This window comes from Caulobacter zeae (assembly GCF_002858925.1).
GTDB lineage: Bacteria > Pseudomonadota > Alphaproteobacteria > Caulobacterales > Caulobacteraceae > Caulobacter > Caulobacter zeae.
Genome location: NZ_PJRS01000049.1, coordinates 110519 through 125416, shown reverse-complemented (window position 1 = coordinate 125416; position 14898 = coordinate 110519). Strand labels below are relative to the sequence as shown.

The window sequence follows — 14898 nt, the reverse complement described above, 5'->3', positions numbered from 1 at the left end:
CCCGTATTCTCAGGTCGGCGCTCAAACAGGTAGACCCTGTGGATCAGGCGGCCTGGGCCTGGCGATCCTTCTCGCGGCTGATCACCTCGCGGGCCAGCCGAAGGTAGGCCTGCGAGCCGGCGCACTTGAGGTCATAGAGCAGCACCGGCTTGCCGAACGACGGCGCCTCCGACACCCGGACGTTCCGCGGTATGACCGCGTCGTACACCTTGTCGCCGAAATGCTCGCGCACGTCGCGGGCCACCTGCTCGGAGAGGCTGTTGCGACGATCGTACATCGTCAGCACCACGCCCTGGATCTCCAGGCGCGGGTTCAGGCTGCCGCGCACCCGCTCGATGGTGCGGATCAGCTGGGTCAGGCCTTCCAGGGCGAAGAACTCGCACTGCAGGGGCACGAACACGGCGTCGGCCGCGGTCATGGCGTTGACCGTCAGCACGTTCAGCGACGGCGGGCAGTCGATCAGGACGTAGGTATAGGGACCGTTGGCGCGCAGCGGCTCCAGGGCGTCGCGCAGGCGGTAGGAGCGGCGCGCCACCTGGCCCAGCTCCAGCTCCACCCCGGACAGATCGGCGTCGGCCGGGATCACGTCCAGGCCCGGCAGCGAGGTCTGCACGGCGGCTTCGACGATGGGGGCCTCGCCCATCAGCACGTCGTACAACGTCTTCTTGCGCTGCAGGCGACCGATGCCCAGGCCCGTCGAGCAGTTGCCCTGCGGGTCGGCGTCGATCAGCAGCACGCGCTCGCCGCACGCGGCCAGGGCGGTGCCCAGGTTGATGGCCGTGGTGGTCTTGCCCACCCCGCCCTTCTGGTTGGCGACCGCCAGGACTCTCAGCTCAGACTTTGCGGACACGGCTCAGCCCCTTGATTTGCACGACATGGCCGCGCGGGTCGCTCTTGGAGCCCCGCACGTCCGACTCGAACTTCCAGGTCTTCTCGGCTTCAGCGATCTCGGCGGCGACCTCCTGGCCCTTCAGGAACCAGGCGACCGCGCCACGCTTGAGATAGGGTTGCGAGTATTCCAGCAGGCGCGGCATCGGCGCGCAGGCCCGGGCCGTGACCACCTGCACCTTGAGGTCCAGGCTCTCGGCGCGAGCGTTGTGGATCTCGATCGGCAGGTCGAGCTCGCCGCAGACGGCGTCGAGGAAGCGGCAGCGCTTGGCCATGCTCTCGACGAGGTGGACCTTGGCCCCGGGAACGCCCTTCAGCAGGATGGCCAGCACCACGCCGGGCAGGCCGGCGCCAGCCCCCAGGTCGGCCCAGGTCTTGGCCTGCGGCGCAAAGGTCAGCAGTTGGGCGCTGTCCCAGGCGTGACGGTTCCAGTAGGCGGCCATCGAGGCCGGACCAACGAGGTTCATCACCTCGTTCCATTCGGCCAGCAGGTCCTTGTAGCGCGCCAGGTCGGCGACCTGGGCGTCGGTCGAGCCCGTCAGCCTCTGGAAGGCCGCGGCGTCGACCGGGTCGAGCGTTTCGATCACGAGTTCAGAAACAACCATCAGGCGGCCCGGCCCCGTCGCACGTGGGCCAGCAGGGCCGTCAGGGCGCCAGGAGTGACCCCCTCGATGCGAGCGGCTTGGCCCAGGGTAAGGGGCTTTACCCGGATCAGCTTCTCGCGCACCTCGTTGGAGAGGCTGCCGATGTCGCGATAGTCGAGGTCGGCCGGCAGGCGCAGGTCCTCGTCCTTGCGCAGGGACTCGGCGTCGGCGCGCTGGCGGTCGAGATAGCCGGCATAGGCCGCCTCGATCTCGATCTGCTCGCGGGCCATGGGGCTCCAGTCGGCGATCTCGGGCCACACGCGAACCAGGTCATCGAGGCCCACGTCCGGATAGGCCAGCATGGCCATGACGTCACGGCGCTGGCCGTCGGCATTGACCTTGAAGCCGGCCTTCACGGCCTCGGCCGGGGTCATGTTCAGGGCGCGGGCGCGGGCGCGGACGGCGTCCAGTTCCGCCTTCTTGGCGGCCCAGGCGGCGGCGCGAACCTCGCCCACGACGCCCAGCTGCACGCCACGTTCCGTGAGGCGCTGGTCGGCGTTGTCGGCGCGCAGGGTGAGGCGGAACTCGGCCCGGCTGGTGAACATGCGGTAGGGCTCAGTGACGCCGCGGGTGACGAGGTCGTCGATCATCACGCCGATATAGGCCTCGTCGCGCGCGAAGACGGCCGGCTCCTTGCCCAAGGCGGAAAGCGCGGCGTTCATGCCGGCGACCAGGCCTTGCGCCCCGGCTTCTTCATAACCCGTGGTGCCGTTGATCTGGCCGGCCAGGTAGAGACCCGGCAGGCGCTTGGTCTCCAACGTGGCGTAGAGCTCGCGCGGATCGACATAGTCGTACTCGATCGCATAGCCGTAGCGGATCACCTCCACGGCCTCGAGGCCGGGGATGGTGCGCAGGAACAGAAGCTGAGTTTCAGCCGAGACCGAGGTCGAGACGCCGTTCGGATAGACGGTGTCGTCGTCCAGGCCTTCCGGCTCCAGGAACACCTGGTGGCTGGTCTTGTCGGCGAAGCGGACGACCTTGTCCTCGATCGACGGGCAATAGCGCGGGCCGATCCCCGTGGCGCGACCGCCATAGACGGCGGACTCATCCAGACGATCGGCGATGATCTTGTGGGTTTCCTCGGTCGTGAAGGTGATGCCGCAGCGGATCTGCGGCACCTCGATCCTGTCGTTCAGGAACGAGAACGGCACGGGCTCTACGTCGGCCGCCTGCATGTCGAGGCGATCCCAGGCGATGGTCTTGCCGTCGAGGCGGGCGGGCGTGCCGGTCTTCAGGCGGCCCATGTCGAAGCCCAGGCCATAGAGGCGGTCCGACAAGCCGATCGACGGCTGGTCGCCGACACGGCCGGCCGGGATGCGGGTTTCGCCCTGGTGGATGACGCCCTTCAGGAAGGTGCCGGTGGTCAGCACCACCTTGTGGGCGCGGTAGACGTTCCCCTCCCCGTCCACGGCGCCGGCCAGGTGGCCGTCCTCGACGATCAAATCCTCGGCCGCGGCGGCGACGACGTCGAGGTTGGGATAGGCGAACAGCTCGGCCTGCATGGCCTCGCGATAGAGCTTGCGGTCGATCTGCGAGCGTGGGCCGCGCACGGCCGGGCCCTTGGAACGGTTCAACATCCGGAACTGGATGCCGGCCTTGTCGGCCATGCGCCCCATCAAACCGTCCAGGGCGTCGATCTCGCGCACCAGGTGGCCCTTGCCCAGGCCGCCGATGGCCGGGTTGCAGGACATCTCGCCGACGGTTTCACGTTTGTGGGTCAGCAGCAGGGTGCGCGCACCGCTGCGCGCGGCGGCCGCCGCGGCCTCGCAACCGGCGTGACCGCCGCCAATAACGATGACGTCCCATGACTGGGGCGAAGAGCTGGACAAGGGAGAAACGCGCCTCAATGCGGAACGCCCCCGACCCGGCGGGAGCGTGCCTGACTTATAGCTTCAAGCCGCCCTGTGGGCGAGTCGAGTCCGGGGCGTTTCACGTGAAACGCAGTGCGCGTATCTGTGGTCAGGCTGTGGACGGTTCAAGTACCTGTTCCACGTGAAACATTCACTTCCCAATGCAGAAGCTTGAAAAGACACGGTCAAGCACGTCTTCTGGGTCGATCCGGCCTGTGATCCGCGAAACTGCACGTGAAGCGAGGCGAACGTCCTCAGCCGCCAGTTCCACGTCGTCTGTTTCGGCCAAAGCGCGCTCCAGATAGGCCCTCGCCTCCCCCAGGCGTTCCGCGTGGCGGATCCGCGTCGCCGCCGGAAACTCCGCGCCGGACAGAGCCTGGACCACATGCTCGGTCAGCGCAGCCCGGATAGGGTCGGCGCCCTCCTCCCGGGCCGACAGCGCCACCACGTGCAATCCCAACTCGGCTGTCTGGGCGCGTATGGCCGTCACCACGGACGGCTCTACCAGATCGGTCTTGCTGATCACCAGCCAGTCGCCCGCACGGACGATTGAGTGGTGTTCAGAATGTTTCACGTGAAACTCCCCGGCGTCGACGACCCACATCCGCAGGTCCGCCTCCTCGGCCCAGCCTCGCGCCCGGCGCACACCTTCGGCCTCGATGTCGTCGGCCGTCTCGCGGATACCGGCCGTATCGGCCAGCAAGGCCTTGTATCCACCGAGCACCAGGGGGACCTCGATGACGTCGCGCGTGGTGCCGGGCGTCGCCGTGACGATGGCCGCGTCGCGCTCGGCCAGGGCGTTGAGCAGCGTGCTCTTGCCGGCGTTGGGCGCGCCGACCAGGGCGATGCGGAAGCCGTCGCGCACCCGGCGACCACGTGCGATATCCGCCAGGGCGGCGTCGATCTCGGCCTTCAAGGTCTCCAGTCCGGGACGGGCGCGCGCCGCCACGTCTTCCGGCAGTTCCTCGTCGGGGAAGTCGACCGCCGCTTCCAACATGGCCAGGGCCTGGACCAGCAGATCGCGCCAGCCGTCGTAGCGACGGCCAAGGGCGCCGCCCAGCTGCCCCAGCGCCTGCTTGCGCTGGCCTTCGGTCTCGGCGTCGATCAGGTCGCCCACGGCCTCGGCCTGGGCCAGGTCCAGTTTGCCATGCTGGAAAGCCCGACGAGTGAACTCGCCCGGCTCGGCCAGGCGCAGGCCCAGCGCCGAAAGGGCGCCGAGCAGAGCCTCGACGACCGCCCTTCCCCCGTGCACGTGAAACTCGGCGGCGTCCTCGCCGGTATAGCTGGCCGGTCCCTGGAACCACAGCACCAGCGCATCGTCGAGCGCGACGCCATCGTGGCGCAGGGTGCGCAGGACCGCTTGGCGCGGCTTGGGCAGGTTTCCCGTGAGCGCGCGCACAGCCTCGCCGCTGGCCGGACCCGAGACGCGGATCACCGCCACGGCGGCGCGCCCGGCCGCCGTCGCCGGCGCGTAGATCGTATCGACCATCAGATCAGTCGCGCTTGCCGACCGCTGCTCCGGCCGCGGCCGTCATCAGCTTGCGGAAGCTGTCCTGGGCGCCGGCCCCGAACGCCATCCAGTTCTTCATCAGCTCTTCGGGGGCCAGCATCGCCATGTTGGCGTCCATGCGGGCCTGCATCTCTTTGACGAGATGGTCGTTCAATCCGCTTACGTCGGGCAGGCCCAGGAAGGCCCGCGCCTCGACCGGGGTGCAGTCGATCTCGATCGTCATCTTCATCGAAAAAGTTCCCTGGCGGCAGGCCACGAGATTGTGACGCCGCGCACTGCTCGGGGCAGGTTAGAGCGCTTCGGTCGAAAGTCCCATCGACGGCTTATTGTATGTGGAGAGCCCCATGAGCGAGACCCTCACGATCAACACGCCCGATGGCGACTTCTCGGCCTATGTCGCGCGTCCCGCCACGGGAGACAATCCGCCGGCCGTCGTCGTCATCCAGGAGATCTTCGGCGTCAACCAGGTGATGCGCGACATCTGCGACAAGCTGGCAGGCGAAGGCTTCCTGGCGGTGTGCCCCGACCTGTTCTGGCGGATCGAGCCGGGCATCGACATCACCGACAAGTCGGAAGCCGAGTGGAAGAAGGCCTTCGAACTGTTCAACGCGTTCGACGTGGACGCCGGCGTCGCCGACATCGACGCCACCATCGACGCCATCCGCCCGCAGTCGTCAGGCAAGGTGGGCGCGGTCGGTTACTGCCTGGGCGGCCTGCTGGCCTTCCTGACCGCCACCCGCACCGACGCGGACGCCTCGGTCTCCTATTACGGCGTCGGCCTGGAGAAGTATGTCGGCGAGGCCGAGAAGCTGGAGAAGCCGCTGCTGCTGCACGTGGCCGAGGAAGACAAGTTCGTGCCCAAGGAAGCCCAGCAGGTGATCTTCGCGGCGCTGAAGGACCATCCGCAGATCACGCTTCATACCTATGCGGGCCGCGACCACGCCTTCGCCCGCGAGGGCGGGGAGCACTATGACGCCGCTGACGCGTCCCTCGCCAACGGCCGCAGCCTGGCCTTCTTCAAGAAGACCCTCGCCTGATGCTGGCCGTCGAAGCCAAGGCCGCCGGCGGCCCCGAGGTCCTGGAGGTCGTCGAGTGCGACCTCCCCTCGCCCGGCCCCAGCCAGATCCTCGTCCGCCACGCGGCTGTCGGTCTGAACTTCATCGACACCTATCACCGCTCGGGCCTCTATCCGGTGAAGTACCCGCAGGTGCTGGGCCTGGAAGCCGCCGGTCACGTGGAGGCCGTCGGCGAGGGCGTCACCCGCTTCGCCGTTGGTGACCGCGTCGCCTACAACGGCACGATGGGCGCCTATGCGCAGGCCTCGGTGGTTCCGGCCGATCGGGCGGTGAAGGTTCCGGAAGGCGTCGATCTGGAGGTCGCCGCCGCCGTCCTGCTCAAGGGCATGACGGCCGAGTTCCTGGTCCGTCGCTGCTTCCCCGTGCAAGCCGGCCAGACCGTGCTGGTCCACGCGGCCGCCGGCGGCGTCGGCCAGATCCTGGTGCAGTGGGCCAAGGCCCTGGGCGCGACCGTCATCGCCACGGTGGGTTCGGAGGCCAAGGCCCAGATCGTCCGCGACCTCGGCGCCGACCACGTGATCCTCTACGACCACGAGGATGTAGCAGCGAGGGTGGCCGAGATCACCGACGGGGCCGGCGTGCCGGTCGTCTATGACGGCGTCGGCAAGGACACCTTCCAGGGCAGCCTCAAGAGCCTCGGGCGTCGCGGCGTGCTGGTCACCTATGGCAACGCCTCGGGCCCCGTGCCGCCGTTCGCGCCTCTGGAGCTGGGCGCCAAGTCGGCCTTCATCACCCGCCCTCGCCTGTTCGACTATATCGTCACGACGGAGGAGCTCGACGAGAGCGCCGCGGCGCTGTTCGAGGTGCTGGCCTCTGGCGCGGTGAAGATCGAGATCGGGCAGCGGTTCCCATTGGCGGAGGCCCGGGCGGCGCACGAAGCCCTGGAGGGGCGGAAGACGACCGGGGCGACGGTGCTGGTTCCCTGAGACCGTGAAACGAAAGCCTCGTCCTTCGACAAGCTCAGGATGAGGCTTTCGACAGAGGCCACGGCGCCAAGTTTCTACCACGCCAGTCTTGGTCCTCATCCTGAGCTTGTCGAAGGACGAGGGCCACGCCGCGAAAGTGGAAGTCCCCCTCCGGCCCTTCGGGCCACCTCCCCCAGAGGGGAGGATCTCAACACCACCGACCAACAAAAAGGCCCCGGATCGCTCCGGGGCCTTTCTCGTGTTTCACGTGAAACACCAAGCTTAAGTATTCATGCTCTGGAAGAAATCGCCGTTCGTCTTCGACTGGCGCAGCTTGTCGAGCAGGAACTCGATAGCGTCCGAAGCGCCCATCGGGTTGAGGATCCGGCGCAGCACGTAGGTCTTCTGCAGCTGGTCGCGCGGGGTGATGAGCTCTTCCTTGCGGGTGCCCGACTTGAGCACGTCGATGGCCGGGAAGATGCGCTTGTCGGCGACCTTACGATCAAGAACGATTTCCGAGTTACCGGTGCCCTTGAACTCTTCGAAGATGACTTCGTCCATGCGGCTGCCGGTGTCGATCAGGGCCGTGGCGATGATCGACAGCGAGCCGCCCTCTTCGACGTTACGCGCGGCGCCGAAGAAGCGCTTGGGACGCTGCAGGGCGTTGGCGTCGACACCGCCGGTCAGCACCTTGCCCGAAGACGGGACGGTGGTGTTGTAGGCGCGGCCCAGACGCGTGACCGAGTCCAGCAGGATGACGACGTCGCGCTTGTGCTCGACCAGGCGCTTGGCCTTCTCGATGACCATCTCGGCGACCTGCACGTGGCGGGTGGCCGGCTCGTCGAAGGTCGAGGCGATGACCTCGCCCTTCACCGTGCGCTGCATGTCGGTGACTTCTTCCGGGCGCTCGTCGATCAGCAGGACGATCAAATAGCACTCGGGGTGGTTGGTCTCGATCGACTTGGCGATGTTCTGCAGCATCACCGTCTTGCCCACGCGCGGCGGGGCGACGATCAGGCAGCGCTGGCCCTTGCCGAGCGGGGCGACGATGTCGATGACGCGGCCCGAGCGATCCTTGATGGTCGGATCGGGCAGTTCCATGTTCAGGCGCTCTTCGGGATAGAGCGGCGTCAGGTTGTCGAAGTGCACCTTGTGGCGCACGTTTTCCGGGCTTTCGAAGTTGATCTTCGAGACGCTGGTCAGGGCGAAGTAACGCTCGCCTTCGCGCGGCGAACGGATGGCCCCCTCGACGCTGTCGCCGGTGCGCAGGCCGAACTTGCGGATCTGCGAGGGCGACACGTAGATGTCGTCCGGGCCCGGCAGGTAGTTGGCTTCCGGCGAGCGCAGGAAGCCGAAGCCGTCCTGCAGCACTTCCATGGTGCCCGAACCGAAGATCTCCACGCCTTCTTCGGCGAGGGTCTTCAGGATGGCGAACATCATGTCCTGCTTGCGCATGGAGTTGGCGTTCTCGACCTCGAAGGTCTCGGCGAAAGCCAGCAGGTCGGCCGGGGACTTTTCCTTCAGTTCCTGCAGCGACATGCGCGTCAGGCCCATGGCGGCGATGGCCGCGGTGATCTCGGCGTTGTCGTCTTCGTCGTCGGCGCCGGCCTCGATGGCGGCGTCATTGGCCTCGGCCACGATCTCGATGGCGGCCTCTTCCGTGGCTTCCCCAAGGACCTCCACGGGGGCGTCCAGATCGAGCGGGGCTTGCGGATCGGTTTCTTCAGTCATGCATAGACTCGCGGTCGCCCGGATACGATCCGGGCTTGGATAGAAATTCAGCCGACTTCAGGCGAAGGCGGCAATGGGGTCGCGCCATGACGGCGGCGCGGATCGATCAGGGGAACGGATCATGAGGCGCACCAGGACGGGCGCGATCCGTGAAAGGCGGGAACGCTGCGGTATGGCCGCAACGTCTGACCAAGACGGGAACCACAAGGCGGGTTCGGGGTCAAGCGCTACCGATGGAGTCCTGTGGGGCTCCATCGCCTGGCGGGGGATAAGGTTGGGAGAACGCGGGGCCAGGCGCCCCGCCTCCGCTAGTTCAGGTACTTGGTCGTCACCGACAGCACGATGACGATCGCCGCCACGAAGGGCAGCTCGTTGGTGGCGCGCCAGAACTTCTCCGAGCGGGTGTTCTGGCCGGCCTCGAAGGCCTTGCGAGCCTTCGACAGGAAGCCGTGCCAGCCGAACAGGAAGAACACGCCAGCCAGCTTGGCCAGCATCCAGGGCTTCAGGAGGAAGTCCCAGCCGCGGATCGCGCCGTCGGCCATGATCAGGCCCAGGCCGAAGACCAGCGCGGCGATCATCGCCGGATTGATGATCCCCCGCAGCAGCCGCCGCTCCATGACCTTGAAGGTCGCGTCCATCTCCGAACCGAGCGTGGTGCCCGTGTGATAGACGTAGAGGCGCGGCAGGTAGAGCATCCCCGCCATCCAGGCGATCACGGCCAGGATGTGCAGGCCGCGGATCAGGTTGAAATGCTCGACCAGGAAGTCGTTCACGCGCGGGCTCCAGGGGCGGCTTTGGGACAGGGTTGGTCGCTGCCGCAGACCTGCGACGCTTCCGAAGAGAGCGCCTCAGTCACGAGAGTCCCCAAACAATCTATGAACGCGGGCGCGACGCCAAGCGCTGGCGCGCGGGCATAGATCGAGCCGCCGTGGGCGTAGAACAGCTCGCGATACTCGACGTCGAGCTCGACCAGGGTCTCGATGTGCTCGGAGACGAAGGCGATCGGCGTGACCACCAGCGCCAGGCCCTCATGCGCCGCCGCCTCGACCTCCTCGTCGGTGGACGGTCCGATCCACTTCAGCGGGCCGACGCGGCTCTGGTAGCTGATCTTCCAGTCGACGCCCTCGCCCAGGATGTCGCCGAGCTTTTCCACCACGGCGGCGGCCGTCGCCTCGACCTGGCGCTGGTAGGGATCACCGGCCGTGATCACCTTTTCCGGCAGGCCGTGGGCCGAGAACAGGATCCGCGCCGGCTTGGGCGAGCCGGCCTTGACGTACTCCGCCCGAACCAGGTCCGCGTGCGCCTGCACGAACCCATCGGCCGTGGGATAGCAGCAGACGGTCGTCGTCCGGCCCGGACCCTTGCGGTAGGCCTTGCTCCACGCCTTCAGCGACGAGGCGGTGGTGGTGGTCGAATACTGGGGGTAGAGCGGCAGCAGCACGACCTCGTCGGGCTTCCAGGCCTTCACCGCCTTGGCGGTCTCGCCGGTCAGCGGGTCCCAGTAGCGCATGGCCACGAAGGCCTTGACCGTGTCGCCCGGAAGGCGCTCGGCGAGCACCGCCTCCAGTGCGCGGGCCTGCCTGTCGGTTTCCGGCAGAAGGGGCGAGCCGCCGCCCATCAGGGCGTAGTTGGCGCGCGCCGACTTGGCCCGGGTTGTCGAGATCAGCGCCGCCACCGGATAGCGAACGAAGAACGGCGCCTGGATGATCGCCGGATCGCGGAACAGGTTGAACAGGAACGGCCGCACGGCCGCCTGGCCGTCGGGCCCGCCGAGATTGAACAGGACGACGGCGATCCGTCGCCCGGCTTCCGCGCCGCTCTTCAATTGGTTCACAGGCCGGTCACCCGCTTCAGCACCTGCTCGACATGAGCGATCGGTGTGTCGGGCAAGATGCCGTGACCCAGGTTGAAGATATAGGGGCCCTGCCCCCATTGCTCGAGCATCTGCTCGACCCGCTCGTCCAGCGCTGACCCGCCGGCCCGCAGCAGCAGCGGATCGAGGGCGCCCTGGATGGTCTTGGTCTTCTGGATCGCCTGGCCCAGCTTCGCCGAGGCCGAGGTGTCGAGCGCCACCCCGTCCACCGGCACGGCCTGCGCGTAGGCCTCGACGAGCGTTCCGGCCCCGCGGGGGAAGCCGATCAGCGGCACGGTCACGCCGCGGGCGCGAAGGCCCTCGACGATGGCGATATGGGGCTTGGTCACCAGGCGATCGAAAAGCGGCTCGGAGAGGCCTTCGGCCCAGCTCTCGAACAGCTTCAGCGCCTGGGCGCCGGAAGCGGCCTGCATGGCCAGATAATCGACCGTGGCGTCAACCAGGATCTGGATCAGTCGGTCCAGCGTCTCGGCGTTCTGGTAGGCGAAGGTGCGCGCACCCGAGCGATCGCTGGATCCGCCCTCGATCATGTAGGTCGCCACCGTCCATGGCGCACCGGCAAAGCCGATCAGGGCCTTCGAGGGATCGATGTCGGCTCGCACGCGGGAAAGCGTCTCGCCGACCGCCTTCAGGGCCTCGCCGGCCTGCTGGGTCTTGTCGGCCATGGCGTCGAGATAGGGCAGCTCGCCGAGCTTCGGGCCTTCGCCGGCCTCGAACCAGACCTTCTGGCCCAGAGCGCCGGGGACCAGCAGGATGTCGGCGAAGACGATGGCCGCGTCATACGGAAAGCGGCGCAGCGGTTGCAGGGTGACTTCGGCCGCCTTCTCCGGGTTCAGGCAGAAGCTGATGAAGTCGGGGGTCGTCGCCCGCACGGCGCGATACTCGGGCAGGTACCGTCCCGCCTGGCGCATGAACCAGGCCGGAGGACGCTCGGCGGTTTCACCGGCCAGCACGGAGAGAAACTTCGGGATCGGAGAGCTCGTCATACCGGCGGTTAAATCCCGGCGAGCCGTTCCACTCAAGTCCGTGCGATCCCGTACCCCTTATTCTTCTTAAAAATAAGAATCTTAGAAAGAGAGGAGGAAGGGGGAGGGCAAGTGCAACACGGGGATAAGTCCGCCCCGGTGGACAACTCCAACAGGCCCTACTCGGTATGCCCCAGCTTGGTACACATGGGAGTCATACCTTGTGAACTTCGTGGACAAGCTTCCAACCCATCGGATTCCTTACGAAACCCAGACGATGGTGAATGATAAATTAACCATCCGTTAGGACTTTCCACAAGCGCGGGAGAACGCGCAGGCACAGGTCCTGGTGGGCAGGTTCAAGCTGGGGATTGTCCGGCGTCAATGAGGCCGTTTATCACAGGGGCGCGGCGCAGCGTCGCGCTGGGGCGCATTTGGCGCCCGCTTGTCCCCAGAAGGCTCCCAGAGTGGTAAAGCAACCCTTAACGGATGATCCACAGGACAGTGCGTCGCCTGAGGCCGATCGCCACACCGCGCGGTTCGCGACCTACTTCCATATCCACCTGGTTTCGGACTCCACGGGCGAGACCCTGAACGCCATGGCGCGCGCGGTCTGTGCACGGTTCACCGATATCCTGCCTATCGAACACATCTACGCGCTGGTGCGTTCCATCCGGCAACTGGATCGGGCGCTGGAGGAGATCGCGGGCGCGCCGGGGGTGGTCATGCACACCATCATCGACCCCAACCTGCGCTCGGCGCTGGAAGAAGGCTGCCGCAAGCTCGACATGCCGTGCATCGCGGCGCTGGATCCGGTGGTCAGCGCCATGTCGCGTTACCTGGGCGCCAAGATCTCCACGCGCGTGGGCGCGCAGCACGCGCTGAACAACGACTATTTCGACCGCATCGAGGCCCTGGACTACGCCATCGCCCACGACGACGGCCAGGGCGGCCAGGACCTGACCCAGGCCGACGTCATCCTGGTGGGCGTCTCGCGCACCTCCAAGACGCCGACCTGCATCTATCTGGCCCATCGCGGCGTGCGCGCGGCCAATGTGCCTTTGGTGCCGGGCCGTCCGCCGCCCGAGCAGCTGTTCGAGCTGAAGAACACCCTGATCGTCGGGCTGATGACGACGCCCGAGCGGCTGATCCAGATCCGCCGCAACCGTCTCCTGTCGCTCAAGGAGAATAGAGAGAGCGACTACATCGACACCGACAGCGTGCGGGCCGAGATCATCGCCGCCCGCCGCCTGTTCGAAAAGAACGGCTGGCCGATCATCGACGTCACCCGCCGCTCTGTGGAGGAAACCGCCGCGGCGATCATCAACCTGCTGTCGGGCGGCCGCGGCCAGGTCGAGGTGCTGGGATGAGCGCCTCCCCTTCCCCGATCGTGCTGGCTTCGACCAGCTGGACCCGTCAGACCATCCTCAAGAACGCCGGCGTGCCCTTCGAGGCCGTCGCCTCGGGTGTGGACGAAGAGGCGGCCAAGGCCGGCCTGCTGGCCGAAGAGGTCACGCCGCGCGACGTCGCCGACGCCCTGGCCGAGATAAAGGCGGTCAAGGTTTCCCGCAGGCGACCGGGCCTCGTGATCGGTTCGGACCAGACGCTGGAGCTGAAGGGCCGGCTGTTCGACAAGGTCGATACCCTCGAGGCCGCCCGCGCCCGCCTGCTGGAACTGCGTGGAGAAATCCACAAGCTGCACTCCGGCGTCGTCGTGGCCCGCGACGGCCAGCCGATCTGGCGCATCGTCGAGACCGCCAAGCTGTCGGTCCGCCCATTCAGCGAGGCCTGGCTCGATGGCTATCTGGAGCGCAAGGGCGAGCAGATCCTGTCGTCTGTCGGCTGCTACATGCTGGAGGGCGAAGGCCTGCAGATGTTCGACCGTATAGACGGCGACTACTTCACCATCCTCGGGCTGCCGATGACCGGCCTGCTCGACTTCCTGCGCCTGCACGGAGCCCTTCAGGCATGAGTTTCAAGATTACCGGCCAGGCCCTGGTGGCCGGCGTCTGCGGCCAGCCGATCGTCCACTCGATGAGCCCGCTGCTGCACAACGCCTGGCTGGCCGCCGCCGGAATCGACGGCGCCTATGTGCCGATGGGCCCGCCCGAAGACCGCTTCGAGGTCTTCGTGAACGGCTTCCGCGGCGGGGTCATTCGCGGGCTCAATGTCACCATCCCCTTCAAGGAGAGGGCCCTGGCCTGCGCCGACGAGGCCAGCGACCTGGCGCGCCTGGCGGGCGCCGCCAACCTGCTGCGTTTCCGCGAGGATGGTACGATCTTCGCCGACAACACCGATGGCCCGGGCCTGCTGGGCGCGATCGCCGCCCAGGCCCCGGCCTTCGACGTCTCGGCCGCGCCCGTGGTGATCCTCGGCGCCGGCGGCGCGGCGCGTGGCGCGGCCGCGGCCCTGCTGCTGGCCGGCGCGCCCAAGGTGGGGATCGTCAACCGCACGGTCGCCAAGGCCCAGGCCATCGCCGACGCCCTTGGGGACAAGGTGATCGCGGCCGGCGAGGCCGAGCTCCCTGCCCTGCTGGCGGATGCGGGCCTCGTCATCAACGCCACCTCGCTGGGCCTTGGCGGCGGCGACGGCCCGCCGGCCGATCTCGCGCTCACCCCGCCAGGCTGCGTGGTGATGGACATGGTCTACAAGCCGCTGCGCACCGAGTTCCTGCAACGGGCGCAAGCCGCCGGCCGCCCCACTGTGGATGGCCTGGAAATGTTGCTGCTACAGGCCGTTCCGTCGTTCGAAGCCTTCTTCGGCCAGGCCCCACCGGCTGGCGTCGATGTCCGGGCGGTCGCCCTGGCGCATCTGGGGCAAGGCGCGAAATGATCATCCTTGGCCTCACCGGCTCCATCGGCATGGGCAAATCGACCACGGCCAAGATGTTCGAGGCCGAAGGCGCGCCTGTGTACGATTCCGACGCCGCCGTGCATGCGCTCTATTCAGCAGGTGGAACGGCCGTGGCGCCGGTCGAGGCGGCGTTTCCAGGTGTCGTAGTCGATGGCGCGATCGACCGTGCGCGGCTCAGCGCCCAGGTGGTCGGCGATCCCGAGGCGCTGGAAAAGCTGGAGGCCATCGTTCACCCGCTGGTCGGCGCCCATCGCATCGGCTTCTTTGAGAAGGCGAAAAAGGACGGCCACGACATCGTCGTGCTCGACGTGCCGCTGCTCTATGAGACCGGCGGCCAGAAGAACGTCCACAAGGTGGTGGTGGTCAGCGCGCCGGCCGACGTCCAGCGCGAGCGGGTGCTGGCCCGGCCCGGCATGACGCCCGAGAAGTTCGAGGCCATCCTGGCCCGCCAGCTGCCCGACGCCGAAAAGCGCGCCCGCGCCGACTTCGTGGTCGACACGGGTAAGGGCCTAGCGGCCGCCCACGACCAGGTGCGCGACATCCTGACCCTGTTGAGAACCGCGCCCCAAGCTTGATGCCGGACTCGAACCGGCCCATTGAAAG

General features: G+C 67.4%; 15 protein-coding genes. 6 read left to right on the top strand and 9 right to left on the bottom strand.

Annotated features, from left to right (window positions below; genetic code table 11):
- Positions 1-43: 43 nt before the first annotated feature.
- The 5 genes from SGCZBJ_RS23940 to SGCZBJ_RS23920 form a co-directional block, all read right to left on the bottom strand.
- Positions 44-850, bottom strand: coding sequence for a ParA family protein (locus SGCZBJ_RS23940; protein WP_101720425.1), 807 nt, complete (start codon positions 848-850; stop codon positions 44-46).
- A complete protein-coding gene (rsmG, locus tag SGCZBJ_RS23935) occupies positions 834-1493 on the bottom strand; it encodes a 16S rRNA (guanine(527)-N(7))-methyltransferase RsmG (RefSeq protein WP_101720424.1) in 660 nt (219 codons plus the stop codon). The genes SGCZBJ_RS23940 and rsmG overlap by 17 nt, the downstream gene beginning before the upstream one ends.
- On the bottom strand, positions 1493-3361 hold the full coding sequence (gene mnmG / locus SGCZBJ_RS23930; RefSeq protein ID WP_165799426.1) for a tRNA uridine-5-carboxymethylaminomethyl(34) synthesis enzyme MnmG: 1869 nt from the start codon (positions 3359-3361) through the stop codon (positions 1493-1495). Before mnmG ends, rsmG begins: the two co-directional genes overlap by 1 nt.
- Before the next feature lie 172 nt (positions 3362-3533).
- Positions 3534-4871, bottom strand: a complete 1338-nt coding sequence (mnmE, locus tag SGCZBJ_RS23925) for a tRNA uridine-5-carboxymethylaminomethyl(34) synthesis GTPase MnmE (RefSeq protein ID WP_101720422.1) — start codon at positions 4869-4871, stop codon at positions 3534-3536.
- Positions 4872-4875: 4 nt separating this feature from the next.
- Positions 4876-5121, bottom strand: coding sequence for a DUF6489 family protein (locus SGCZBJ_RS23920; protein WP_101720421.1), 246 nt, complete (start codon positions 5119-5121; stop codon positions 4876-4878).
- A 115-nt stretch (positions 5122-5236) separates the two neighbouring features.
- On the opposite strand from SGCZBJ_RS23920, the gene SGCZBJ_RS23915 reads away from it, so the two are divergent.
- Both SGCZBJ_RS23915 and SGCZBJ_RS23910 read left to right on the top strand, forming a co-directional pair.
- Positions 5237-5929 (top strand): dienelactone hydrolase family protein, encoded by a 693-nt coding sequence (locus SGCZBJ_RS23915; RefSeq protein ID WP_101720420.1) that lies wholly within the window; start codon positions 5237-5239, stop codon positions 5927-5929.
- Positions 5929-6894, top strand: coding sequence for a quinone oxidoreductase family protein (locus SGCZBJ_RS23910; protein WP_101720419.1), 966 nt, complete (start codon positions 5929-5931; stop codon positions 6892-6894). The genes SGCZBJ_RS23915 and SGCZBJ_RS23910 overlap by 1 nt, the downstream gene beginning before the upstream one ends.
- Before the next feature lie 261 nt (positions 6895-7155).
- Here the strand turns inward: SGCZBJ_RS23910 and rho are convergent, their stop codons facing one another.
- From rho to hemE, 4 genes are all read right to left on the bottom strand, one after another.
- Positions 7156-8604 carry a transcription termination factor Rho gene (gene rho / locus SGCZBJ_RS23905; RefSeq protein ID WP_101720418.1) on the bottom strand — a complete coding sequence of 483 codons (1449 nt, stop codon included), beginning with the start codon at positions 8602-8604 and terminating at the stop codon, positions 7156-7158.
- A gap of 308 nt (positions 8605-8912) precedes the next feature.
- Positions 8913-9425 (bottom strand): CopD family protein, encoded by a 513-nt coding sequence (locus SGCZBJ_RS23900; RefSeq protein ID WP_276308979.1) that lies wholly within the window; start codon positions 9423-9425, stop codon positions 8913-8915.
- The gene (gene hemH / locus SGCZBJ_RS23895) at positions 9374-10438 is read right to left on the bottom strand and encodes a ferrochelatase (RefSeq protein WP_420808194.1); all 1065 of its coding nucleotides are present in this window, start codon (positions 10436-10438) and stop codon (positions 9374-9376) included. The genes SGCZBJ_RS23900 and hemH overlap by 52 nt, the downstream gene beginning before the upstream one ends.
- Positions 10435-11463, bottom strand: coding sequence for a uroporphyrinogen decarboxylase (hemE, locus tag SGCZBJ_RS23890; RefSeq protein WP_101720415.1), 1029 nt, complete (start codon positions 11461-11463; stop codon positions 10435-10437). Before hemE ends, hemH begins: the two co-directional genes overlap by 4 nt.
- Before the next feature lie 446 nt (positions 11464-11909).
- Between hemE and SGCZBJ_RS23885 the strand changes: the two genes are divergently transcribed.
- From SGCZBJ_RS23885 to coaE, 4 genes are read left to right on the top strand one after another with little or no spacing between them, the layout of a single operon-like run.
- Positions 11910-12812 carry a pyruvate, water dikinase regulatory protein gene (locus tag SGCZBJ_RS23885; protein ID WP_101720414.1) on the top strand — a complete coding sequence of 301 codons (903 nt, stop codon included), beginning with the start codon at positions 11910-11912 and terminating at the stop codon, positions 12810-12812.
- Positions 12809-13414 carry a Maf family protein gene (locus tag SGCZBJ_RS23880; protein ID WP_101720413.1) on the top strand — a complete coding sequence of 202 codons (606 nt, stop codon included), beginning with the start codon at positions 12809-12811 and terminating at the stop codon, positions 13412-13414. Before SGCZBJ_RS23885 ends, SGCZBJ_RS23880 begins: the two co-directional genes overlap by 4 nt.
- Positions 13411-14274, top strand: coding sequence for a shikimate dehydrogenase (aroE, locus tag SGCZBJ_RS23875; RefSeq protein WP_101720412.1), 864 nt, complete (start codon positions 13411-13413; stop codon positions 14272-14274). The genes SGCZBJ_RS23880 and aroE overlap by 4 nt, the downstream gene beginning before the upstream one ends.
- A complete protein-coding gene (gene coaE / locus SGCZBJ_RS23870; protein WP_101720411.1) occupies positions 14271-14870 on the top strand; it encodes a dephospho-CoA kinase in 600 nt (199 codons plus the stop codon). Before aroE ends, coaE begins: the two co-directional genes overlap by 4 nt.
- The last annotated feature ends 28 nt before the right edge of the window (positions 14871-14898 follow it).

Coding starts and splice junctions, on each gene's coding strand:
- SGCZBJ_RS23920 (WP_101720421.1), bottom strand. CDS start 5,121: ATGAAGATGACGATCGAGATCGACTGCACCCCGGTCGAGGCGCGGGCC.
- rsmG (WP_101720424.1), bottom strand. CDS start 1,493: ATGGTTGTTTCTGAACTCGTGATCGAAACGCTCGACCCGGTCGACGCC.
- SGCZBJ_RS23910 (WP_101720419.1), top strand. CDS start 5,929: ATGCTGGCCGTCGAAGCCAAGGCCGCCGGCGGCCCCGAGGTCCTGGAG.
- aroE (WP_101720412.1), top strand. CDS start 13,411: ATGAGTTTCAAGATTACCGGCCAGGCCCTGGTGGCCGGCGTCTGCGGC.
- coaE (WP_101720411.1), top strand. CDS start 14,271: ATGATCATCCTTGGCCTCACCGGCTCCATCGGCATGGGCAAATCGACC.
- SGCZBJ_RS23880 (WP_101720413.1), top strand. CDS start 12,809: ATGAGCGCCTCCCCTTCCCCGATCGTGCTGGCTTCGACCAGCTGGACC.
- SGCZBJ_RS23915 (WP_101720420.1), top strand. CDS start 5,237: ATGAGCGAGACCCTCACGATCAACACGCCCGATGGCGACTTCTCGGCC.
- mnmE (WP_101720422.1), bottom strand. CDS start 4,871: ATGGTCGATACGATCTACGCGCCGGCGACGGCGGCCGGGCGCGCCGCC.
- hemE (WP_101720415.1), bottom strand. CDS start 11,463: ATGACGAGCTCTCCGATCCCGAAGTTTCTCTCCGTGCTGGCCGGTGAA.
- rho (WP_101720418.1), bottom strand. CDS start 8,604: ATGACTGAAGAAACCGATCCGCAAGCCCCGCTCGATCTGGACGCCCCC.